The following is a 22,969-nucleotide window of genomic DNA, read 5'->3' on the forward strand; positions in this document are numbered from 1 at the left end:
TAAAATTTCTACTATAATAAGTTATCAATAATAAACGGTGGTTACTATGTCAACAAATTACAACATCAACTTAACTGATAATGCACTAAAAAAAATCCACTCTCTTGCAGAGCAGGAAGGGGATAAGAGTTCCATTTTACGGGTTGCAGTTTCAGGTGGTGGATGTTCTGGCTTCAAATACAATTTTCTTATGGATCAAATGAATAAAAATCTATCTTTGGATGATGAAGACGATGATTACGATGATGAGTTTGATGACGAAGACGAAGATGATGACTATGAAGAAAGTGAGGACTATAGAAGCCACTCCAGTTTTAGCGAAAAAGGTAAAGATATAGTAATTAATGATGAAAATGGAAACCCTGTATTAATGGTTGATAATTGTTCAGCAAAATTTTTAAATAACTCAGTTATAGATTATACTGAGGATCTCAGTGGTTCTGGTTTTCAAATAAAGAATGCCTTTGCTAAGTCTCAATGTGGTTGTGGTAACAGTTTTTCGGTTTAATTATTACTAAAACTTAGATGCCTTCTGGATCTTTTAAACATGGGTGGTAATGTAGCACTAGAACTAACTTCCGTAGATAAAAGCTTCAAGAACAATTCTGCTGTTGTAAAGGATATCAACTTAAGTGTCACAAGAGGGCAAGTAGTAGTGCTGATTGGCGATTCAGGTGCAGGGAAAACAACTATATTGCAAATCGCAGGCTTGTTGGACAAGCCAACTTCAGGTATAGTTACGATAGATGGAATAAATTGCACACAAGCCAGTAATAAGCATAAAACTCATGTAAGAAGAAATTTTCTTAGTTTTGTTTATCAATTTCACTATTTGTTACAAGAGTTATCGGTGTTGGAAAATATTATGCTTCCTCAACTCATTGCAGGAAAAAGCAAAGCTGAAGCAAAAAAAAATTCGCAAGCAATGTTGGAAAAATTTGGTCTGGAAAACAAAGCAAGTAGCATGGTATCTGAAGTTTCGGGTGGGGAAAGGCAGAGAGTTGCAATTGCAAGAAGCATTGTAAATTCTCCAAAGCTTTTACTTGCAGATGAGCCAACAGGAAATTTAGATCCAACAAATTCTTTTAAGGTGTTTTTACTGCTACATTCATACGTAAAGGAAAATAACAGCTCTATGCTTATAGTAACACACAATCATCTCCTTGCAGAAAAGGCAGACTGCATTTTCCAATTGAGAGATCGATCATTAGTGAAGTTGTGAATAGGAAAAATAGCACAATTTCTATGCCCTATACTTATCTAACCAATGATCATTAACAGAGTACAACTCGCATGAAATGCTTTCATTGCTTTTTATACACGGACTTTTTAACTTACGCTGTTTACTTAGGGAACACCCCGATAACATAAACACAGCTAAAACAAAAAATAATAGCTTTTTAAACATAACAAAACCTTTTCATTTATATTACTACACTCATTTCTCTTGTTTGTAAAGATTAGGCATATTCTTTTACCCTTACCTCTTTTTTGACCTTTTGAGAAGAAATAGTTGCACTATTCAAGCGCAGTTTTATATAATTGTCCACGATTTGAGTCACTTCCTCTTCTTTATCCTTTAGAAAGTGATTAGTATCATCTATTATATAGTATTTCATGTGATCACTTCTTACTGAATTTATCAACCTTTTTGCTAATTCTGTTACATCGCTTTCTTCTGAGATTGTATCATTACTGCTTTGTATTATAAGCCCAGAAACTGGACAGGGAGAAAGAAAAGAAAAATCGTACTTAGTTACCGGAAGAGAAAGAGCAATAAAACCCACTATCTCAGGGCGGCGCATTGTTAGCTGCATAGCCACCCATGCTCCAAAAGAAAAACCAGCGATCCAAATTGGAACATTGCTAGGATTATGTTCCTGAAGCCAATCAATGGCTACCGCAGCGTCAGTTAATTCTCCTATACCCTTATCAAAAGTTCCGGTAGATTTTCCCACACCACGAAAGTTAATTTTCAATGCAGAAAAATTGTTATCGATAAAAGACGTATATGTACTATGTACAATTTTACTATCCATATTACCACCATATTGAGGATGATGATGTAAAACCAGCACAACCGGCGCGTTGGCATCTTTGCTTTGGTGGTATTCACCTTCTATCTTTCTTGTTGCATTATTCAAAAAAACTTCAACCATGGTAACCCCTAATAAGAACCCGCTTGACAGGTATTAATGACGTGAGTTATTAATTATGTATTAATTTCGCTGTTTTTGCAATAAATTTTTTATCGTGTTAAAGCTAACGTACATAGTTATGGCTATAGTTGATGGTAAACTTATTTAAGTGACAGATGAGTCCATTCTCTTTAGAAAATAGTGGTTACGTATATGCTGATTACAATGCAACTGCTCCAATTAGTGAAAATGTAAAAAAAAGTATATTTGAGGTCTTGTTAAAACAAACGCTCAATCCATCATCACTACATAAAAGAGGACAAGAAGCGAGGAAGATTCTTCAGGATGCAAGAGATAACGTACGTGGTGCTATTGGCGTTTCAAGTGATAAAGAAATAGTTTTTACGTCTGGTGCAACTGAAGCGAATAACCTTGTTATGAGAGGAATAGCAGGCTACCTGCATATAATTTCAGCTATAGAGCATCCTTCAATTCTTAATTCTGCATGTAATCCATATATAATACCTGTTAATCAGGAGGGCATTGTTGACTTTTTAGAGCTAGAAAAAATTCTAAGCGAACTTAAAGGAAACAAAGCAATAGTTTCAGTTATGATGGCAAATAACGAAACCGGAGTTATTCAACCTATTGAGGAAATGGCTAAAATAGTACACAAGTTTGGAGCAATTTGCCACACTGACACTGCTCAAAGTGTTGGGAAAATTAAAGTTAATATGGAAGATTTAGGAGTGGATTTACTCACTTTATCCGCCCATAAATTTGGCGGTGTAGCAGGCAGTGGAGTTTTAATATTCAATAAAGAACTTGCGATAGAACCTATTATAATAGGTGGTGGACAAGAGAAGGGATTTCGTGGTGGTACGGAAAATATTGTTGCGATTGCAGGCCTTTCTGCTGCACTGCAAAATATTCCAGACCTTCTATCAAAAATGGATGAAGTAAAGGAGCTACGTGATCAATTAGAGTGTGAATTATTAAATCTTGCCAGTGACATAAGAATCTTCGGTAAAAACTCTAAGAGGCTGCCAAACACAAGTTTTATTTATATGCCAGGAGTAAAGAGTGATGTGCAGCTTATGCATTTTGACTTGAATCATATTGCAGTTAGTAATGGCTCCGCATGTTCTTCTGGAAAAGTTGAGCCTTCCCATGTTTTGCTTGCAATGGGGGCAACAAAAGAGCAAGCAGAGTGTTCAATTAGAATCAGTATAGGTCCAGAAACTAAACCACAAGACATAAAAAAAATAGTGGATTGTTGGTATAATATCTACAAGCAGAACACCTTGGTATAGATAATACGTGGTATCATGCAGGCACTGGCCGAGCATTAGATGTAAAAAATTACTTTACAACCCCGCGGTATCTCTAGATCCCGCTAACAAGCAGCGGGATGACGGTTGTTAGGCTAGCTGTCATCCAAGTAGCTGACACTGGTTCCTTTATGACGGCAGTGCCCCTATGGTGTCATTCCAGTGTCCTGACTACTTGGATCTAGCAAGCTTTGCTTGCAAATAAGTCTAATACGTGTCGCGTTTTATGCCAAAACACAATTGGAGTTACATGCAAAATAGATCCCAGACTGGGATGACAAAAAAAGAGCACTGGAATGACACCATTTGCTGTGCAATTTACCTTCAAAAATAGACTTCTTTCGAAACTAGGATAAAGCAGTAAAAATAGTAATTTTGAGGTAAGGAGAAATGAAGTATGAAATAGTGAAAGAGCTCGATAAAGGGGAGTTTCGTCGACTAACAGGAGTAAAGAGATCAACATTTAACAAAATGGTAGGGATTTTATGTGAAGAAAATAAAAAAAAGAAAGCCAAAGGAGGAAGGAAAAATAAGCTAAACGAGGAGAATATGCTGCTCATGGTATTAGAATACTTACGAGAATACCGTACATATTTTCACATAAGTCAAAGTTATGGAGTAAGTGAAAGTACGGCATATAAAACTGTAAAATGGGTAGAGGATACTCTAATACAACACCAAGATTTCGCATTGCCAGGACGAAAAGAACTCCTAAAAAGCGACGTGAAATATGAGATTTTGGTGATTGATGCAACGGAAACACCTGTAGAGAGACCAAAAAAAAGCAGAAAAGATTTTATTCAGGAAAGAAGAAAAAACATACGCTAAAAACACAAATAATTGCAGAAAAGAAGAGCAAGAAAATTATTTGTACGTCATTTTCAAACGGGAGAAAGCATGACTTTCGGCTTTTCAAGGAGTCAAAAGTGCATGTATCAGAAGGTATAAAAGTTTTAGCCGATGCTGGCTATAGAGGTTTTCAGAAAATTCACAAAAATGTCGAGTTGCCACACAGAAGGATGAAAAAGAGTCCCTTAATTAAGGAAAAAAAGGTAGAAAATCGGGAGCTAGCAAGCAAAAGAGTAGTAGTTGAGAATGTAATTGGTCTGTTAAAAAGATTCAAAATTATTGCAGACAGATACCGCAATCGGAGAAAACGTTTTGGCTTGAGATTCAATTTAATAGCAGGAATTCACAATTTTGAGCTGTCTATATGAGTTTCGAAAGAGGTCTAATGAATGTTCGTACAGCATGGATTCATTCGCGGTATCTCACCATAGATCCCGCTGACAAGCAGCGGTATGACGGTTATCAGTAAACATGAATTACTTTAGCTATGCAATCAGGCTTCCTAAAAACACTTTGTAGCCAATCAATTCTTGAGTATAAAAAGAATTCCTTTAATAATAAGGTATGCTAATCAGGAATTTAATAAAACAAGCAACTCAAGTAGGAAGCAGTGAAAATGCAATACGGTATGTCGAATATCTCTATCAATTTGAGAAGTTTAGAAACACATTAAACCTCACTTTATCACTAATAAAGCAAAACAGGCTCTCATTTGAAATATACCAAGAGGGATTAGTGGATATGGAAGAGGGAGTGTGTAAGACAATCAGGTCTTCCAGTGTAAATAGATATGTTATTGTACTGAGGAAGTCAAACCCATACATTATAGTGCATGAACTTTCACACATGGTTGAAAATGAACTGAACTTAAGTTTGGAACAGGAATTTCTCCATAAAGTTTACCAGGATATTGAGCAGAACCTAAAGCAAGCAAATATTCTTGTGCAGAAAATTATCGGCCAAGTTATATTTAAGGAGATACAGGCTTATCAAACTGCAAAATCACGCGCATCTGAATTATTTGCACGTTATTTTGAGCTATTTGCTTGGGCGCAGGAGGTTTACCCTAAAGATAAAGAATACTTAATCCGCACTCAAGACTTAAACAAAGTGTTCCTTGCTACTGACCAATGGAAAAAGAGCTACCTGGATCCACAAATAATGGAGAGAGTAGATAAAGAAATCAAGGAATACAGCAATAAAACTGTCTTTAAAGATGTAACCAAAGTGCAAAGCAGTTGGACTAATAAATTTTCTCCTGGGGGCAAAAAAATTAGCTCTATATTTGGAGATGATGATTAGCTTATAGTGCAGGTTTTCCTACGTCATGCCGCCGCGAACCGTCATACCGCGATTCATTCTTTTGGTGTACGAACATTGCAATTTGCAGGTAATTTGAGTAGTAGATGGTGTCATTCCAGTGCTTGACACTGGAATCCAGGAATTTGGATTGGGCACTAAGTTGGTGAGCATAAAAGTGGCTGATCTTATGTTAAAACACAACGTTCTTGATGAGATTACGGCAAGGCTGGATTCCAGTGTCAAGCACTGGAATGACACCATTTGCTGTGCAGTTTACCTTTAAGAATGAATGTTCGTACAGTTGTGCGCGGTATCTCATCAGCTAACACGTAGCGGAATGACGGTTGTCGGTAAATCTTTTAGCTATAGAAGTTAACTTTGCAGTTAACTTCTACAGCGTTTCAAAGTATAGTTTTGGTAATACAGTAACTAAATATACATGAAAACCATTTTAGCTGTTGAAACAAGCTGCGACGAAACTGCAGTAGCGATTGTAAATAGTGACAAGCAAGTCCTTGCTCACAAGATTCTTTCTCAAGTAGAACACAAAAAACGCGGTGGGGTGATTCCTGAGATAGCTTCACGTGCTCATATGGAACATTTAAGTGGCCTGATAAAAAGCGCTGTAAAAAAATCTAACCTTAACTTTTGTGACCTCAATGCAATTGCAGCAACATCAGGACCAGGACTCATAGGTGGATTAATAGTTGGTACAATGATGGCTAAAGCAATTGCGCATGTAGCACAAAAACCGTTCATTGCAGTGAATCACTTAGAAGCGCATGCATTGGTTATTAGGTTACTGCATGAGGTAAAATTTCCATTTTTAGTCCTATTAATATCAGGTGGTCACTGTCAATTTTTAATTGCACAGGATGTAGGCAAATACGTTAAACTTGGAGAAACGCTTGATGACTCGCTGGGTGAAGCGTTCGATAAAGTTGCTAAGATGCTGGGTTTAAGCTATCCCGGAGGGCCATTAATTGAAAAGTTAGCTAAAAAAGGCAATGGTGCAAGATTTAAATTGCCAAGGGCAATGATAAAACGTTCTGGATGTAACTTTTCGTTTTCTGGAATTAAAACAGCAGTAAAAAACTTAGTGCAAGAACTGAAAATGAGCGAGCAAGATGTGTGTGATGTATGTGCTTCGTTTCAAGAGTGTATTAGTGACATACTGCTGGACAGGGTTAGTAATGCGATTATTATAGCCGAATCTTTAAATATCAAAATCAATGACTTTGTGATTACCGGCGGAGTTGCAGCAAATAATTTCTTGAGAGAAAAATTAAAGCAACACATAAACTTAAACATATTTTTTCCTCCCAACAACCTATGTACAGATAATGCAATAATGGTTGGATGGGCAGGAATTGAAATGTTACAGAAAAGCTATATAGATTCTCTCAATTTTGCACCAAGACCTAAGTGGGAGTTAGAGAGTTATTAAAAGCTCTCAATTCTGAATTATAGCTAAAGTGACTTAGGTTCTCTAATTGCACATAAGTCAACAATAATTTTCACACAAATCAAAACAGCATATCTTCTCCATAATCCTTGGTAATTTTACATAAGTTAAAAGTAGCATATGGTTCTCTCCGCGGTCTGAGATGACAATAAATTTGTCAAGCCGCATTATACTTGTTAGGCGGAAGTGGACGGCAACATATTTACCACGAAGTCTAACTAAGTTCTTGCTTGTCCCTTCCATCGGCATTGCTATCTTTATTTTCAATAAAATTATTGTCCTATGCTCTTTTGATGTTTATTGATAATAAAATTCTGTTTTATCAACCAACATCCTATGCATAATTACAGCTAATTTTCTTGCTACTGCTACAATTGCTTTTTTCATTCCTTTTTTCTTCGCAACCACAGTTTTTTAATTTAAATGTCCTCTTGGTAACTGTAAGCATTGTTTGTGCAGCTTCATATAACATACTTCTACATTCCGCTGGTCCCATCTTTGATATGCTGCCATGCCGATCAACTTCTCCAGAAGAATATTGCCTTGGTGTCAACCCTATATATGCTCCAACTGTATCAGATTTCTCAAACCTATGTGGGTTATCAATTGCAGCTTTATACGTCATTGCTACTATAATCCCCACTCCTGGAACAGTAGTTAACAATTTACAATCATCGTCTTTTTCACCTTGTTCTGAAAGCATTTTGTCAAGCTTTCTTAATGACTTTTCTATTGCTTCCAAACTACAAACTAACGCTTCAATTGAACTCCTACTGATTTCATCCAAATTATTTATTGCCTCTTGTATTCTTAAAGCGAAAGTTTCAAATTTTGATCCTTTACCGACCATGTATCTTCAACAACCCTCTTATTGTTCCAATAACCTGCTGTTTGCTACACATTAGCTGTCTTCTGCTTCCAAGCGCTATTTTAATTTGACAACTGATTTTACTAACACTTCTCATCATCTGCGCTATACCCCTCGCATCGTTTTTATCATTCTTATTGATTCTTGCAGACAACGCTGCTGCCATATGCCTTGCATCTACACAAATTACTGGTAATCCAAAACTCCTTAACTCTTTGCACATTGATATTGACAACTATCCACTTTCTATTCCTATGGGTTCGTATTTTTTGCCTTGGCTAATCTGCTATTGCCTTACTTTCGCTTGCAACAACTTCTTCCTTAACAACTTTTCCTTTCTCATCAACGATACTTATAAAAGTTTCTTTTAATGAGATCGCTATAATATTTCATGACCTACTGTAAAAGTTTAAATTATTTTTGAAGAACCAATTCATTGAATTTGTTACTTCGTGCTAAAATAATGGAGTATGTCTCTCCATCATTCAATAGCAATTACAGTATGTTTAGCTATAATTTGAAAAACAAAAATTCGTCATTCCGCTACTAGTTAGCGGGATCTAGAGGTACCGCGGCGGCATGACGTAGGATTGCTGTCATCCCGCTGCTTGTTAGTGGCTAAGAGATACTGTGAATAAATCACGGTATGACGGTTAAGTATCCCGCTACGTGTTAGCGGCTGAGATAACGCGAATAAATCGCGGGATGACGTGTTGCTTGGGTCAGCTATAGAAGCAAAACTCATCATTTTGAAAGAGGAGGAGATTTTTCCGGACCCTCAGCAGGGATTGATTTTGGATCTGATAATTCTGTATTTACCTTGATTGGCTCTAATGGAGTTTTCTGCTCTTCCGGTTTATCATCTGGAATTGGAACAGGCCAATCCATAATGTTTTGCGGTATAACTTCTGCTTCTTTAGCTTCTTTTTGACCTGTTGAAGATGATGCATCAACTCCTGCATTTTTGGTAACTTCTTGTTTTAGTTGTTTATTTTCTTCTTGTAATTGCTTTAAATTTTTCTTTAACTCGTCAATCTCTCTTATTTTTTGTTTTAATTGTTCAGATATAGTTAGTTTGTCTCTAGTCAATTTTTTGTTTTCTTGTCTTAACCCACTAGCTGTTCTGCTTGAGTTGTTGTTTACAGCTTGTATACCTTGGTCTTGCTGCTGCATGCTTGTTCCTCTACTTTCATATTCAACTTCAGTTTGAGTTGATGTAGCTACCTGACCTTTTTCCTGCTGTAATATGTTCTGCAGTTGCTCTAGACTCTCTTTGACAGATGCCAGCTCTTCCTGTGTACACGTTAACATCCCTTCCTTTTCCTTAAGTTGATATTGAAGTTTTTCTATTTCCCTCTTCGTATTTTCTTCGCTTAGCTCATCTGCAAGTGATCTTCCAGGTTCAAGTTGTCGAATTTCCCTCTCTAAGAACCTGTCTTGAAAGGAACTAAGCAGCTAATTTAGCAAGCATAATAGTAATCATATTAAAGGAGATATTAGTTTTTGAAGTAAGAGGAGAATGCTCATAATCCTTGCTCATACGTCTAAAATTGGAAAGCCAAGCAAAAGTTCTTTCAACAATCCACCGTTTAGGAATAACTTGAAATCCTACAGCATCAGCTGCTTTTTTAGTAATCGTCAATAAACATCCTGTTTTCAATAAACAGTAATTTTGCAATTTACCAATATATCCCTGATCAGCGAGAAACCTTTGTAGCGTTGGAGCTTTTCGTTTAGCTTGAGTAAAAAGATTTAGAGCACCATCACGATCTTGAATGCCTGCACTATGAACATCAGCTGTAATAATTAGGCCTATTGTATCCACAATGATGTGACGTTTTCTACCCTTTATTTTCTTGCCAGCATCATATCCTCTGGATCCCCTTTTTGAGTGGTTTTCACTGATTGACTATCAATTATTCCTACCGAAGGTATTTCATTTTTGCCAACCATTTTTCTTACCTTTTTTACTAACATATCGTGTATTTCTTCCAATTTGCCACTATTACGCCACCTGAGAAAATAATCATACACCGTTTTCCATGGCGGAAAATCTTTTGGCAGCATTCTCCACTGGCAACCACCTTTCATTATATATCTTATTGCATTAATAATTGTTCTAATATTGTGCTTTCTTGGCCGTCCTACTGCACCTTGTGCAACACTTGGCTCCAAAATTTCCCATTCTTTGTCACTTATATCACTTGGATACATTTTTACCTACTATTTTTTACTTATCTCATCATATTCTCTTTCTCATTTCTTTTCAAGACAGGCTCTAAATCTTCCTTTTCTCTCTGTAATTCATTTAATTCTTTAGACAATTGGCTCGCCGTTTCAGCCAATGTATTGTTTTCCTTTTTTGTTTCCATTAACTGTTCTGCCAACTGCTTTTTATGATCATCCTTTAAACCTTCCACTATTTTCTTCAGGTCATTCTCCAAATTTGCATTCTTTTCCTTTAGTACAGTTAAATTAGCTTCACTTTGCTTCAATTTTCTCTGTAATTCTTTATTTGCCTCATTTGTTTCACCTTCCTTATCTTTCAACTGATCATTTAAGTTCTTTATTACATCATTTTTATCCTGTAGTTCTTCCTCTTGTTCCTTTATTCTTTGACCTCTTTCAAATATCGCTCGCTGTTGTTCATTAGACTTCTTTCGAAACTAGGATAAAGCAGTAAAAATAGTAATTTTGAGGTAAGGAGAAATGAAGTATGAAATAGTGAAAGAGCTCGATAAAGGGGAGTTTCGTCGACTAACAGGAGTAAAGAGATCAACATTTAACAAAATGGTAGGGATTTTATGTGAAGAAAATAAAAAAAAGAAAGCCAAAGGAGGAAGGAAAAATAAGCTAAACGAGGAGAATATGCTGCTCATGGTATTAGAATACTTACGAGAATACCGTACATATTTTCACATAAGTCAAAGTTATGGAGTAAGTGAAAGTACGGCATATAAAACTGTAAAATGGGTAGAGGATACTCTAATACAACACCAAGATTTCGCATTGCCAGGACGAAAAGAACTCCTAAAAAGCGACGTGAAATATGAGATTTTGGTGATTGATGCAACGGAAACACCTGTAGAGAGACCAAAAAAAAGCAGAAAAGATTTTATTCAGGAAAGAAGAAAAAACATACGCTAAAAACACAAATAATTGCAGAAAAGAAGAGCAAGAAAATTATTTGTACGTCATTTTCAAACGGGAGAAAGCATGACTTTCGGCTTTTCAAGGAGTCAAAAGTGCATGTATCAGAAGGTATAAAAGTTTTAGCCGATGCTGGCTATAGAGGTTTTCAGAAAATTCACAAAAATGTCGAGTTGCCACACAGAAGGATGAAAAAGAGTCCCTTAATTAAGGAAAAAAAGGTAGAAAATCGGGAGCTAGCAAGCAAAAGAGTAGTAGTTGAGAATGTAATTGGTCTGTTAAAAAGATTCAAAATTATTGCAGACAGATACCGCAATCGGAGAAAACGTTTTGGCTTGAGATTCAATTTAATAGCAGGAATTCACAATTTTGAGCTGTCTATATGAGTTTCGAAAGAGGTCTATTGACTTTATCTCTCAAGGAGTCACGTTCTAATCTTAGATCCTCAAGCTGCTTTGCCTGCACTGCAAAATATTTAGCAAATGTTTCTTTTTCTTCCTCTAATTCCTCAACTTCATCTTTTAATCCTTCTTGCTCATACTCTTCTTCATCACCAGACATATCATCCTCAAATATTTCATCTTCATCACTAAATTCACTGCTGGTGGATATAGAACTTCTACGTGAAGAAGGTGTGCTAGGAGAGGAATACCCACTGCTGCTTGGTGTAGGTGACTGTGGTGATATATGTAGATCTTTTGTAAATATTTCCTCTGCTGGTACTTGCTGATCGTCTACACTCTTGGATATGCCAGTAAAAGCTTGATACAGAGTTTTTCCGTTGATAAAAACTTCTTTATTTTGTCCAACTAACTTTAATACTTCTTCTGAACTCGTTATTCCTCCAAATTTTGGCTCACCAATAACACTCTGTATACCACCAGAATCCAATTTTACGGTCATGCTACAGTCTATGCTGTTACCTTCAGAATCCTTAGCCTGCCAATTAATGGTCATTTCACATGAGCTTGAACCAGTAAAATCATAGTGCCTCTCATTGCCATTTTTCTTGCTTGCGGTTATTTGACTATCTTTCCCTAAAGATATATTATAAACCTTACCTTCACTGCTGGTCCTTAAAATATTGCTAATTTCTATTGGTTTTTCTTCATTTTCAAATCTAATTTTGAAGTCATTATCCTTTGTTGGATACACTAAGAAATTTTGACCAGGCAGAGACGACTTAAGTTCTTTATGCATTGCGTCTATTGATTGCTCAAATTTTTGGAACTCCTTTTCCCACTTTAAATTTATCTGTCCTGTAATGTCCTCATCTTTGCGTAAAGGACCAATAAAGTACCAGATTAAATTTTCTTCCTCCAGTCTTTTGATAAAATCCTGAAGATCGTTGCAAGATTCAATGACATTTAAAGTATCATTTTTCTTTTGTTCATCTACATCTAAACTTTGACTTTCAGCTATAAATACATTTTCGTTTTCCTGTGGCATAATTTTACATTTTAAAAAATATACTATAATATTAACAGATTTCTTTAAAAAATCAACTAATTGTTGGATAAATAAACTTGAGCATTTGGCCAAAATGTTATATAGTAGTCACTTCAAGAAGTACAGTATGGACAATACCATTATAAGAAAATACGATATTAGAGGTATAGTAGGCAAAGATTTGCAGATTAATGATGGGTACGAGATAGGTAGAAAGTTTGGCCAAACCGTAGCTAGTGTTTGTGTCGGCTACGACAGCAGAATAGATTCACCAGGTATAGAAAGAGAATTAATTAGGGGCTTAACTTTATCCGGTGCAAATGTTATACGCGTTGGACTATGCTCTTCACCTATGCTTTACGCTGCAACACAAATCACACAGGCGGATCTTGGTATCATAATAACTGCCTCTCATAACCCCAGCGAATATAATGGCTTTAAATTTTTTAGTAATAAAAAAGTCTTCTCAGATCAAGAAATGAAGGAAATTATAAGCAGTCCAATTAAAAACAGCACAAGAATTGGAAGCTTAATTAACATAAATATATATAGTGAGTACATTAGCATATTGAAAAGTGCAGTGAAGAATAATACTACACAGAAATTAAAAATAGCCTGGGATTGTGGAAATAGTCCAGCAAGTGGAATTATAAGGTATATTGAAAAGATCTTGCCTGGTCATACGCACATCGTAACCAATAACTCTATAGATGGGGCATTTCCACTGCATGATCCAGATCCCATAGAGGAAAAAAATCTTGCTCAATTAATTGACATTGTGAAGGAATATGGATGTGATCTTGGCATTGCGCTAGATGGCGATAGCGATAGGGTGCGCTTAATTGATAATAAAGGCAACGTTGTTTCCAATGACCATTTATTTATAATTTTTGCACGTGAAGTGTTGGAGGAATATCCAGAAAGCAAAGTTATTGCTAACGTAAAAATGAGTATGAAAGTGCATGATTTTGTTAGCAAGTTAGGAGGGCAAGTTATCACCTGTGCTACTGGACATTCACTAGTTAAGAAGAAGATGGTAGAGGAAGAGGCAAAGTTTGCTGGTGAATTAAGCGGGCACTTCTTCTTTTCTGAGCTAAGTTTTGATGATGGGCTATATTCTGCTGTTAAAGCAGTTGACATTTTGCTTAAGAAAAACCAAAGCCTATCTCAGGTGATTGAGGATTTACCGAAGTTATATATCACTCATGAAGTGAAGATTGTAGTGAAAGATGAGAAAAAGTTTCAAATAATTGAGTCAATAAAGAAAACACTGGAGCAGCAAAATATTGTATTTTCAGATCTTGATGGTGTTAAGGTAACCGATAATAAAGGTTGGTGGCTTCTTAGGGTATCAAATACGCAAAACTGCATTACAGCAAGATGCGAAGGAGAGACTTTAGAGGGTTTTGAACTTACTAAAAAGGTTTTGTTCCATTACATTGATGAAGCAAGGTCTTTAAATTGTAGCTACTCACAGAAATAAATTTGATTTATAAAATTGACATGAAAGTATAAAGATAAATAGGCTAAATGTACTTATCACCTGGTCAGGCTGCAGCATTATTTCGTGTAACCGTTTGCGGGTCCACTTAATTCTGCAATTCTTTGATCTCACTCATGGAGAGGCCAGTAAACTTAACAATAGTGGTGACATCAACATTATTAGCCAGCATTGTTTTTGCAACTTCAATTTTTCCTTCCTTTTTAGCATCATCAAGTTTTTGTTCAAGAACAGCCCGTTCATCACGAATACGTTTTATTTCCTGTTCGTAGGCAATAAATTCTTTCTCTGACCAGTTGAATCTATTTAGTTCTTCATATGCCTTTTTAATTATTACATCACTACCTATTATCTTTTCCAATTCTTCTTCGCTAGTTTCATCTGCATATTTAAAATAATAGATCCATTTTTCAACTATACTCTCCAATTGGTCTTCTTTAGTTTTAGGAAATTTTGGTAACTCAATAAATGTAAAATAAAAATCTTTTAAATCATGTTCATAGCTATCTTTGTCTAACATTACATGATCTGACTTATACTCAGATTTATTAGGAAAGAGAATACAATCAGCAATAGCTATAAAAATGATTTCTTTAAGACCCTGATATTGATCACCTTTATCAGCTTGCCTTGAATAAGCTTTAGCAGCGTAATATTGAGCGCGTTTTTCAAAGCCTTTAGTTTTGGCAACTTGCATTTCGACTATTACTTGCACCCCATTTTCATCCCTGCAAAGAACATCAACGATACTTTGTTTTTTAGAGGCAATTTCAGCATCTTGAATAGTGCTGAGGAATTCTATTTCTTTTATTTCATCTTTGCCAGTGAACCCCAAAATATCATTGAGAAAGTGAATGAGGATGTCTTTATTTTTTTCAGTACCAAAAATACGCCGGAACGCAACATCATTCTTGGGGTCGAGAAATTTAGAAAGAGCCATAAAAAAATTTTTAAATGTATCTTTATATTATATATTCTTATTAATAATAATTCAATAATTGGTCGTCTTTTTTGTTAACTTTACTGATATTGTTGTAAGGAACGTTGTTGCAAAATTTTGTAAAATTTATTATCCTAAGGTTTCAAGTTCTCACAGGTTTATTGGAGCTATATGTACAATGTGTTTATCAGTGAAAATCCGGAGAAAATGATGGGGGAAAAGTTAATACATTACTTTAGCCAGGGTAAATGCGAAGGCAATGCAGAAATGAAAAATCTGCTGGGAGGAAAGGGGGCAAATTTAGCAGAAATGTGCAATGTTGGCATTCCTGTTCCACCTGGTTTCACAATTTCCACCTCTGCTTGCAAAGTCTATTATCAAGACAATAGATCTTCTGTTATCCAAGTAGCTGACTACTCGGATCCAGAAAAAAATGTGGTCACGCACTGGAATGACATATGTAGTGGAATCAAAAACTACATGGCGATGCTCGAAAATGACATCGGTTGTAAATTTGGGGATTTAAATAATCCCTTATTAGTTTCCATACGCTCTGGTAGTGTTAGTTCAATGCCGGGCATGCTTGATACTATTTTAAATGTTGGTCTAAATGATGAAACCGTTGTTGGGCTTGCAAAAAAAAGTGGCGAACGTTTTGCTTACGATAGCTACTGCCGTTTCATCATGATGTACTCCAATGTTGTACTACAGCTTGATCATCACCTATTTCAAGATGTTGTTGATAATAAGCAGCAAAAGAGTGGAGCAAAAAGCTTAGCTGATCTTGATGTTGATGTTTTAAAAGAAATTGTTAACAATTTCAAAAGGATAGTACATGAAAAAACAGGAAAACATTTTCCGCAGAACGTTGAAGAGCAATTGTTAAACTCAGTTAATGCAGTATTTGCCTCTTGGAAAAATGATAGGGCTGTTTCCTATAGAAGAATACATAATATTCCTGAAAACCTTGGAACAGCGGTCAACGTGCAAGCAATGGTTTTTGGTAATTTAAATGATAATTCTGCAACTGGTGTGATATTTACACGAAATCCTTCAACTGGAGAAAAAAAATACTTTGGTGAATTTCTGATTAATGCTCAGGGTGAGGATGTGGTTTCTGGTGTTTATACTCCTATGCCAATTGACGGAGAGCAAAAAAACACCATGGAGAAGTTGCTGCCAAGTGTCTACCGAGAATTATGTGTGGTATGTGAAAAACTTGAAAGGCATTATAAAGACATGCAGGATATCGAATTTACTGTACAGGACGGTAAATTATGGATTTTGCAGACTAGGTCTGGCAAGCGCACGGCTGAAGCTGCTATTCGCATAATAGTTGATATGGTAAACGAAGGAACGATTACAAAAGAAGAAGGAATATTGAGAATTGATCCAAAAACCTTTGACAATTTATTGCATCCAGTTCTTGACGTTAAGAGTGACCAAAAAGTAATAGGGAAGGGGCTGCCGGCTTCTCCAGGGGTTGCTTCTGGATATGTAGTGTTTAGTGCAAGTGATGCTGAAAAAGCTGCAGAGCAGGGCAAAAAAGTGATTTTAGTAAGGTCAGAAACGAGTCCTGAAGATATTAATGGAATGAATGCTGCAAGTGGCATAGTAACAGCACGGGGAGGGATGACCTCGCATGCTGCTGTTGTAACCCGTGGAATGGGTAAGCCATGCATTTGCAGTGTGAGTGGACTTTATATCGATAAAGATGGAACTTTCTTTTCTGTAGGGGATACAAAAGTAAATAAAGGTGAACCAATTACCATCAACGGAGGAACAGGGGAGGTTATGCTTGGCATTCTCCCTACAATTTCACCTGAATTATCGCAAGAATTCAAAACGGTAATCAACTGGATAGATGAAATCAAAACGGTCAAAGTGAGAGCGAACGCTGATACTCCAAAAGACGCAAAAATTGCAAAAGAATTCGGTGCAGAAGGTATAGGCTTATGTCGCACAGAACATATGTTTTTCGCTAGTGATAGAATCGAATTCATTCAAAAGTTGATAATAGCTGACGATGAAAATGAAAGGGCAAATGCGCTCATTAAACTAGAAGAAATGCAAAAGTCTGATTTCAAAGAAATATTTTCTATTATGGAGGGCAGGGAAGTCACTATACGGTTGCTTGATCCACCTTTGCATGAATTTTTACCCAATGATCAGTCTACTATAGAAAAAATTGCCAAATCACTTAGTAAGTCAGTTGAGTCAGTAAAAAATAAAATAGCACAGTTATCAGAAAAGAACCCAATGCTTGGCCATCGAGGTTGTAGACTTGCTATTTCTCATCCTGAAATATATAGCATGCAGATTAGGGCAATACTTAGTGCTGCAAGTGAATTAAAGAAAGAAAAGAAGATAGAAGTGGAGCCTGAAATCATGATTCCTTTTATCATGAGCGAGAAAGAATTTATTCTGATATGCGAGCTAGCAAAGAAAGAATCCTCTGTTATCTCAGCTGGGATCCAGACGCAGATTCCAGCGTCACGCGCTGGAATGACATCAGACAAGGCTTATTCAATTGGAACGATGATAGAACTACCAAGAGCAGCACTGATTGCTGATAAATTAGCAAAACATGCAGAGTTTTTTAGTTTTGGCACTAATGATTTAACGCAAACAACCATGGGACTTTCAAGAGATGATTCAGTTAATTTCCTTGATTCTTATAAGGAAAGCAACATATTCGAAAACGACCCATTTGAAGTGCTGGACATCGAAGGGGTAGGGGAGTTAATCAAGATAGCCATTGAAAGAGGCAAAAAAACCCGAAAAGAAATAAAACTGGGTATATGTGGAGAGCATGGAGCAGATCCAAAATCTATAGAGTTTCTCATCGAATCAGGGGTAGATTATGTTTCATGCTCACCCTATAGAGTACCGATTGCAAAGTTAGTGGCAGCACAGTTTAGTGTTAGATCTAAATTTGCTAGGTAAGTATAGTGGCAGTGTTGGCTACTCATATGGTTTGAGCCCACCAGAGGGTGTCATTCCAGCGCGTGACGCTGGAATCTAGTTTTTATTATGACCTTCTGGATCCCAGTGTCTGGGCACTGGGATGACATCCTGTTACACGTTCAACTTCATTCTCTCTCATCTCCCTATAACTTGGTAATGTAGAATTTTTTACATGCAACCCGGTAGCTATTGCAACCAAAGCAGCTATAACACCACAAATCACTGCACCAGTTACAAATGGAACCATCACAGCAGCAGTAATGAATAATCCTGTAATAACAACTCCAACAACATCTTTTGTTAATGAGGTGTAAAAATTTTCCTTGCTTTTTTTATATTTAGCTTCTTTTTCATTTGGCACAGAAAATTGAGCATCTACAAAGCCGTTAGCTTTATTATCATTATTTGGTTTGGCAGTTTGCTTAGCCTCTGGTATTACAGGCGTTTTATTTTTGTTATTATGATTTGATTGGCCATTAACATTATCACTATTTGGCGTGGTAGTTTGGTTAGTCTCTGTTACTACAGGTATTTCATTGTCGTGATTGCGATTATCACCATTAGTACTAACTGGAGGCACTGTTGCTACAGGTCTACTACCAATGTTTCCATTACTGCTGCTGGGTTCTGCTCTATTTTCTTCATTAAGCTTACCTCTATTCAAGAACGCATTAACAATTTCAGTTTTACCTACCTGTATGGCCACTTGTAAAGCCTCTTTCCTGTTTGCAGGACTCACGTAACCTAAAATTAGCTCAGCTTCTTGGGCATTATCCTGAGTAATAGCAAGACATAGAGCGTTAAATTTTTCTTCTTCATAAAATTTGCCACTATCCAAAAGTACCTTAACAACGTCAGCTTGTTTTGTTATTGTAGCTATGCCCAATATAGTTCTGGAAGCAGTATCTGTAAGATGGATTACAGCATCTAAATCTGTAAACAATTTTACAACATCTAGAAATATGCCACGATCGCCGGTAATATTGGACTCTCTTACAGCATTTGCAAACGAGTCAAAAATTGCCAGATTTGTTTCTTTCCCTTGTATTAGTTGCTCGTAAAGTACTTCAGCAGTCATACCAGGGTTTATGAAGTTACTAGAATCTACTTCATTACTGTCTGCTCTATTCTCTTCCACATTAGGTGCCTCTTCTTCCTTGTTTATTGCTGCGGTTATTTGCTCTTGTTGAAGGGGTTCACACCCATTTTGGAGGAGAAAATCCTTAACGCGTGGGTTGTTATTTTCGGTTGCATGTTTTAGAAGTAGGTTCCCTAATGAATTGCCTCCTTCACATTCATCTTGAAAATTAACTTCTTTCCTTAACCTCTTTTTTAGTTCTTCCAAACTAGTAACTGTGTTATCACGTCCTGTAATTCTATCTATATCTAGATAGAAATTTCTAACATCATCATCACTATATGCCACAACTATAATCCCACTACTATAATGCTTATATTATATCAACTCCCTAATAATCAGTCAAGACATATTGCAGTTTCAAGCAGCATGATATATCATGATACATATTGAATATAGTTCTTAAAGCAAATGATGGAAGATTTAGCCTATAAATTAGTTAAAGTGACCGAAGCTGCGGCGCTTGCTGCATATAAACTAGCAGGCTTCGGCGATGAAAAAAAGGCTGATCAGGTTGCAGTTGATGCAATGCGTACAGTATTAAATTCAATGGAAATAAATGGTACTATCGTAATTGGTGAAGGTGAGAGAGATGAAGCGCCGATGCTATATATTGGCGAGCAGGTTGGCACTGGAAATGGTCCTGAAATCGACATCGCTGTTGACCCACTTGAGGGCACTACGATTTGTGCTCATTACAAATCAGGGGCAATGTCTGTTCTTGCTGCAACGAAAAAAGGTAATTTTTTACACGCACCTGATGTTTATATGGAAAAAATAGCAGTGGGAAAAAATCTTCCAGAGGGTGTAGTCTCACTAAAAAATAGCATTGAAAAGAATCTAGACAATTTAGCCAAGGCAAAAAAATGCAAAGTGAATGATCTCGTGGTAACTGTACTTAAACGTGAAAGGCATGGTGAATTAATAGAGAAAATCAGGAAATTAGGATCAAAAATTAAACTAATAGATGATGGTGATGTTGCGGCCATAGTTTCACTAGTAAATGGCAATCATGATATGTATATCGGTATAGGAGGAGCACCAGAGGGAGTGCTTGCGGCTGCAGCGCTAAGCTCTATCGACGGACAGATGGAGGGAAGATTAGTACTTGATACGGATCAGTTAAGAGAAAGAGCAAAAAATTTAAATATTGATGACCCAGAAAAAGTCTACGCCGTAAAAGATATGGCAAGAGGTGAATCAGTGTTCATTGCAACTGGAGTAACAAGCGGAGAACTTGTGGATGGAGTTAAATTGAATCATAATACCTATTCAACTAATTCTTTAATAATTCTGCCTAATAGGCTGATAAAGCTGCAAACAATGCAGAACTTATGTTAGCTTTTTTAGTTTCTAATTTTAGCTTTACAACATTTAGCATTAAGATATAATCAAGTTTACTTATAACAATAGAGGTGTGAAATGTTTTCTAGTATTATAAATCTATTTAATGGTTTGTACAAAAATTCGAGTACCAAGGAAAGTGAAGAAAAGTTGACTCTTCTATCTCCTCAAGCAAATCTTCAATTCGATGAGACTCAGGTACAAAGTGTGCTCTCAGATTTTGAGGAATTGGAGTTTAAGGATAATAAGTGTTTTGACAAAATAGCAGACGATTATGAAAAGAAGGGGGAGAGTGCCCTTTTTAACTATGTAATATTGAATAAGCGGAAAGAAATAATCGATATATTAGATAGGAATCTTCCTCTCCTCGAAGAACAGGAGGAGTTTAGAAAGAAATATGGTCAATATGTTCTTCAAATTGACAAAGGAATGAGTTATGGAAAAGAACTTCAAGATGGACTTCGGTCTTTTGAAGATAGGGCAGAAAAAGTATTATCAGATTTTGAAAGATTGAATTTTGATTTTAAGGATAATAAGTGTGAAGATTCTTCTGATTTCGTAAATTATAATAACGGTTGGCCGGCAGATCCATTTGACAAGATAGCAAATTATTATCGAGAGGATGATATTTTCCTTTTCAATTATGTGGTATTGAGTAAGCGAAAAGAAATAATGGGTATATTGGATAAGAAGCTTACTTCTAAAGATCAGGAGGAGTTAAAAGAAAATTTTAAAAAGAGGTTGGGTAAATATCTTATTCGAATTGGTGAAGGAATGAGCGATGGACAAGAATTTCTAAAAACTGGTAGTGCAATTGCTTTCTTTGATGGGTGTTATGTGCCATGTCCATATGCAAACCGTCTTCTTAATCATTATGACCATCTTAATATCAACATTACTAAACCTGAACAAAGTTTAGAAACCAGTCGTCTTTTCACTGAAAAAACTAAAAGAATGGAAGAAGAGAAAAGCGAGGTAAAAAGAGCAAAAATATACAGCAATGGTGAAAGAATAGTAACAATTGAGAAGAATGAGAAACAACAGAGGAACTACTCCTTTACAAAATTTGCAATATGTGACATCGAAATTAGTTGGGGTGCAAAAGATGAATCTGGAAAAGACCTTAACTGTACTGTTGTTCTAAATATAAATTTAGGTCAAGTTAGTATTAAAAAATCAACTATTGACGGTAAAGATGTTGAACCAAAGAAAATTTTAGAGTTAGCTAAGCAAAACGAGGCTGTGCTTATAAAAGGTAAAGCTTTACATGAAGTTTTAGCAGCACATTTCATTAAGCAAACACCATGTGAGGAAAAGAAGGATATGCAATCGCACGAGAATATCGTTGTACCTGGTTCCGGTGCACCTCGCTCTATTAATGAGGAAATAACTGTAGAGCATCCGTTCGGGAAAGCGGCAAATAAAGATAATCATAGAGAAATGTGAGTTTACAACAAATGGTGCCATGAAAGTAGCTGATACATAACTGTACGAACGTTTGTTTGCGAAGAAATGTTATAGCAGGTTTTGCCTCAAACACAAAGGTGTCATTCCAGTGCTTGACACTGGAATCCAGCCCTTTTACGCAGTCCCATTAAAAACGTTGTATTTTAACGTAGGATTAGCTACTTTTATACTCACCAATTTAATCTCTAATCAAAATTCCTGGATCCCAGTGTCTGGGCACTGGGATGACATCCTCCCTAGTGGATTCAAATCACAATATTCGTATAGTAAGCACTGACCACTTTTGCTTCAATATTTGCGATGCCCCTGAACAGATACAATTATTCTATTATCAGGAGGATGCCATTAATCGCTTTATATAATGCTACTTGTAACACTTATGCCCTGAACGGAGACAGTTTAGGCTGTTATGCCTGGCGGCTTTGTTGGAATAAGTTTTTCAACACTGCTAACAATAAAATTGATTGTATCGTCAGCTACCTTATCGAATTTATCATTTATCTCTTTTCCTATTTCTTGATTTTTAACATATTCGTGTAGAGCTAAAGCAGTTATAGCTGCACATGCTGCAATTAAGCCAGTTTGTGCTATAATGAATAGTGATAATCCTCCTACGAATATAGATGTTAATCCAATAGCCAGGTTTATAATTTTACTTTGTGTTGTTTGTTGCGTCGCTTGGCTTTGATCTGCCTGTTTATCCTCTAAAGCATTCGATATTGTTTTTAAGGCAACTTTTATCGCTATTGCTGCAACTGAAACCATAATTAACCCTATAGCTATTTTTGCTAAAAGAAGAATCGACGGTAGCATCATTACAAATAATAGCGCGCCAATTCCTCCAGCTAACCACTTCTCATTTATTTTTTTTGATTGATTTGTACCAGTGTTCATTATTACCCTCCACTTTACTTATGATTTACCTATATCTAATACGAAATATGAAGGTAGTCAACTATATATTTTATATGAAAGATTGTATTAAAAGTTTTTCATGTTATTTTTTGCTGCTTCGTGGTTAAATTTGGAATTTTAGAAAGAGTTACGTATTATTTGAAAT

The 22,969-nt window shown here is 36.2% G+C and carries 22 protein-coding genes; 12 read left to right on the forward strand and 10 right to left on the reverse strand.

Annotation, left to right across the window (positions count from 1 at the left end; all coding sequences use genetic code 11):
- Positions 1–46 precede the first annotated feature (46 nt).
- Together ACICQD_RS03865 and ACICQD_RS03870 are read left to right on the forward strand one after the other, a co-directional pair.
- Positions 47–508, forward strand: a complete 462-nt coding sequence (locus ACICQD_RS03865) for a HesB/IscA family protein (protein WP_010081891.1) — start codon at positions 47–49, stop codon at positions 506–508.
- 39 nt (positions 509–547) lie between these two features.
- Complete coding sequence (locus ACICQD_RS03870; RefSeq protein WP_395461613.1) at positions 548–1,222, forward strand: ABC transporter ATP-binding protein; 675 nt, start codon at positions 548–550, stop codon at positions 1,220–1,222.
- A gap of 238 nt (positions 1,223–1,460) precedes the next feature.
- On the opposite strand, the gene ACICQD_RS03875 is transcribed toward ACICQD_RS03870, so the two are convergent.
- Entirely contained in the window at positions 1,461–2,159 is a 699-nt protein-coding gene (locus tag ACICQD_RS03875; RefSeq protein WP_209473125.1) for an alpha/beta hydrolase, read from the reverse strand.
- Positions 2,160–2,314: 155 nt separating this feature from the next.
- Between ACICQD_RS03875 and ACICQD_RS03880 the strand changes: the two genes are divergently transcribed.
- The 5 genes from ACICQD_RS03880 (at position 2,315) to tsaD (ending at position 7,067) form a co-directional block, all read left to right on the forward strand.
- A complete protein-coding gene (locus ACICQD_RS03880; RefSeq protein WP_209473123.1) occupies positions 2,315–3,451 on the forward strand; it encodes a cysteine desulfurase family protein in 1,137 nt (378 codons plus the stop codon).
- A gap of 408 nt (positions 3,452–3,859) precedes the next feature.
- A protein-coding gene (locus ACICQD_RS03885; RefSeq protein WP_395461446.1) for an IS5 family transposase occupies positions 3,860–4,686 on the forward strand; the annotation gives its coding sequence in 2 pieces (ribosomal slippage) (positions 3,860–4,247 and positions 4,247–4,686; 828 coding nt in all).
- A 196-nt stretch (positions 4,687–4,882) separates the two neighbouring features.
- Positions 4,883–5,620, forward strand: coding sequence for a hypothetical protein (locus ACICQD_RS03890; RefSeq protein WP_209473121.1), 738 nt, complete (start codon positions 4,883–4,885; stop codon positions 5,618–5,620).
- Positions 5,621–5,738: 118 nt separating this feature from the next.
- On the forward strand, positions 5,739–5,903 hold the full coding sequence (locus tag ACICQD_RS03895; RefSeq protein ID WP_022626335.1) for a hypothetical protein: 165 nt from the start codon (positions 5,739–5,741) through the stop codon (positions 5,901–5,903).
- A gap of 156 nt (positions 5,904–6,059) precedes the next feature.
- Positions 6,060–7,067 carry a tRNA (adenosine(37)-N6)-threonylcarbamoyltransferase complex transferase subunit TsaD gene (tsaD, locus tag ACICQD_RS03900; protein WP_395461614.1) on the forward strand — a complete coding sequence of 336 codons (1,008 nt, stop codon included), beginning with the start codon at positions 6,060–6,062 and terminating at the stop codon, positions 7,065–7,067.
- Positions 7,068–7,419: 352 nt separating this feature from the next.
- Here tsaD and ACICQD_RS03905 read toward each other — a convergent pair whose 3' ends face one another.
- From ACICQD_RS03905 to ACICQD_RS03925, 5 genes are all read right to left on the reverse strand, one after another.
- Positions 7,420–7,935, reverse strand: coding sequence for a transposase (locus ACICQD_RS03905; protein ID WP_353286540.1), 516 nt, complete (start codon positions 7,933–7,935; stop codon positions 7,420–7,422).
- Positions 7,925–8,188 (reverse strand): hypothetical protein, encoded by a 264-nt coding sequence (locus tag ACICQD_RS03910; protein WP_007552904.1) that lies wholly within the window; start codon positions 8,186–8,188, stop codon positions 7,925–7,927. Before ACICQD_RS03910 ends, ACICQD_RS03905 begins: the two co-directional genes overlap by 11 nt.
- A 509-nt stretch (positions 8,189–8,697) precedes the next feature.
- The gene (locus ACICQD_RS03915) at positions 8,698–9,264 is read right to left on the reverse strand and encodes a hypothetical protein (RefSeq protein WP_395461615.1); all 567 of its coding nucleotides are present in this window, start codon (positions 9,262–9,264) and stop codon (positions 8,698–8,700) included.
- Between the two features lie 136 nt (positions 9,265–9,400).
- Positions 9,401–10,167, reverse strand: a protein-coding gene (locus tag ACICQD_RS03920) for an IS5 family transposase (RefSeq protein ID WP_395461441.1) whose coding sequence is annotated in 2 segments (ribosomal slippage) — positions 9,401–9,840 and positions 9,840–10,167 — 768 coding nt in all. Because the reading frame shifts where the segments join, the coding sequence is not laid out codon by codon here.
- Positions 10,168–10,187: 20 nt separating this feature from the next.
- Positions 10,188–10,502, reverse strand: a complete 315-nt coding sequence (locus ACICQD_RS03925) for a hypothetical protein (protein WP_395461616.1) — start codon at positions 10,500–10,502, stop codon at positions 10,188–10,190.
- A 160-nt stretch (positions 10,503–10,662) separates the two neighbouring features.
- Here ACICQD_RS03925 and ACICQD_RS03930 point away from each other — a divergent pair.
- Positions 10,663–11,489, forward strand: a protein-coding gene (locus tag ACICQD_RS03930) for an IS5 family transposase (RefSeq protein ID WP_395461446.1) whose coding sequence is annotated in 2 segments (ribosomal slippage) — positions 10,663–11,050 and positions 11,050–11,489 — 828 coding nt in all. Because the reading frame shifts where the segments join, the coding sequence is not laid out codon by codon here.
- Here the strand turns inward: ACICQD_RS03930 and ACICQD_RS03935 are convergent.
- Positions 11,482–12,552, reverse strand: a complete 1,071-nt coding sequence (locus tag ACICQD_RS03935; RefSeq protein ID WP_395461617.1) for a hypothetical protein — start codon at positions 12,550–12,552, stop codon at positions 11,482–11,484. The two genes, ACICQD_RS03930 and ACICQD_RS03935, sit on opposite strands and share 8 nt — an antisense overlap.
- Positions 12,553–12,646: 94 nt before the next feature.
- Here ACICQD_RS03935 and ACICQD_RS03940 point away from each other — a divergent pair, with 94 nt between their 5' ends.
- Complete coding sequence (locus ACICQD_RS03940; RefSeq protein ID WP_015589152.1) at positions 12,647–14,035, forward strand: phosphomannomutase/phosphoglucomutase; 1,389 nt, start codon at positions 12,647–12,649, stop codon at positions 14,033–14,035.
- Positions 14,036–14,141: 106 nt separating this feature from the next.
- On the opposite strand, the gene ACICQD_RS03945 is transcribed toward ACICQD_RS03940, so the two are convergent.
- Complete coding sequence (locus ACICQD_RS03945; RefSeq protein ID WP_015589151.1) at positions 14,142–14,993, reverse strand: Rpn family recombination-promoting nuclease/putative transposase; 852 nt, start codon at positions 14,991–14,993, stop codon at positions 14,142–14,144.
- A gap of 210 nt (positions 14,994–15,203) precedes the next feature.
- On the opposite strand from ACICQD_RS03945, the gene ppdK reads away from it, so the two are divergent.
- Positions 15,204–17,939 (forward strand): pyruvate, phosphate dikinase, encoded by a 2,736-nt coding sequence (gene ppdK / locus ACICQD_RS03950; RefSeq protein ID WP_341820557.1) that lies wholly within the window; start codon positions 15,204–15,206, stop codon positions 17,937–17,939.
- An 85-nt stretch (positions 17,940–18,024) separates the two neighbouring features.
- On the opposite strand, the gene ACICQD_RS03955 is transcribed toward ppdK, so the two are convergent.
- Positions 18,025–19,386 carry an ankyrin repeat domain-containing protein gene (locus tag ACICQD_RS03955; protein WP_264373991.1) on the reverse strand — a complete coding sequence of 454 codons (1,362 nt, stop codon included), beginning with the start codon at positions 19,384–19,386 and terminating at the stop codon, positions 18,025–18,027.
- Positions 19,387–19,512: 126 nt separating this feature from the next.
- Here ACICQD_RS03955 and glpX point away from each other — a divergent pair, with 126 nt between their 5' ends.
- A complete protein-coding gene (glpX, locus tag ACICQD_RS03960; protein WP_264374058.1) occupies positions 19,513–20,439 on the forward strand; it encodes a class II fructose-bisphosphatase in 927 nt (308 codons plus the stop codon).
- An 81-nt stretch (positions 20,440–20,520) separates the two neighbouring features.
- Positions 20,521–21,888, forward strand: coding sequence for a hypothetical protein (locus tag ACICQD_RS03965; RefSeq protein ID WP_395461618.1), 1,368 nt, complete (start codon positions 20,521–20,523; stop codon positions 21,886–21,888).
- Positions 21,889–22,308: 420 nt separating this feature from the next.
- Here the strand turns inward: ACICQD_RS03965 and ACICQD_RS03970 are convergent, their stop codons facing one another.
- Positions 22,309–22,803: a hypothetical protein gene (locus ACICQD_RS03970; RefSeq protein WP_010962761.1), complete on the reverse strand. Its 495-nt coding sequence runs from the start codon at positions 22,801–22,803 to the stop codon at positions 22,309–22,311.
- Positions 22,804–22,969: the final 166 nt, after the last annotated feature.

The organism is Wolbachia endosymbiont (group A) of Therophilus tumidulus, assembly GCF_964277345.1.
Taxonomy (GTDB): domain Bacteria; phylum Pseudomonadota; class Alphaproteobacteria; order Rickettsiales; family Anaplasmataceae; genus Wolbachia; species Wolbachia pipientis.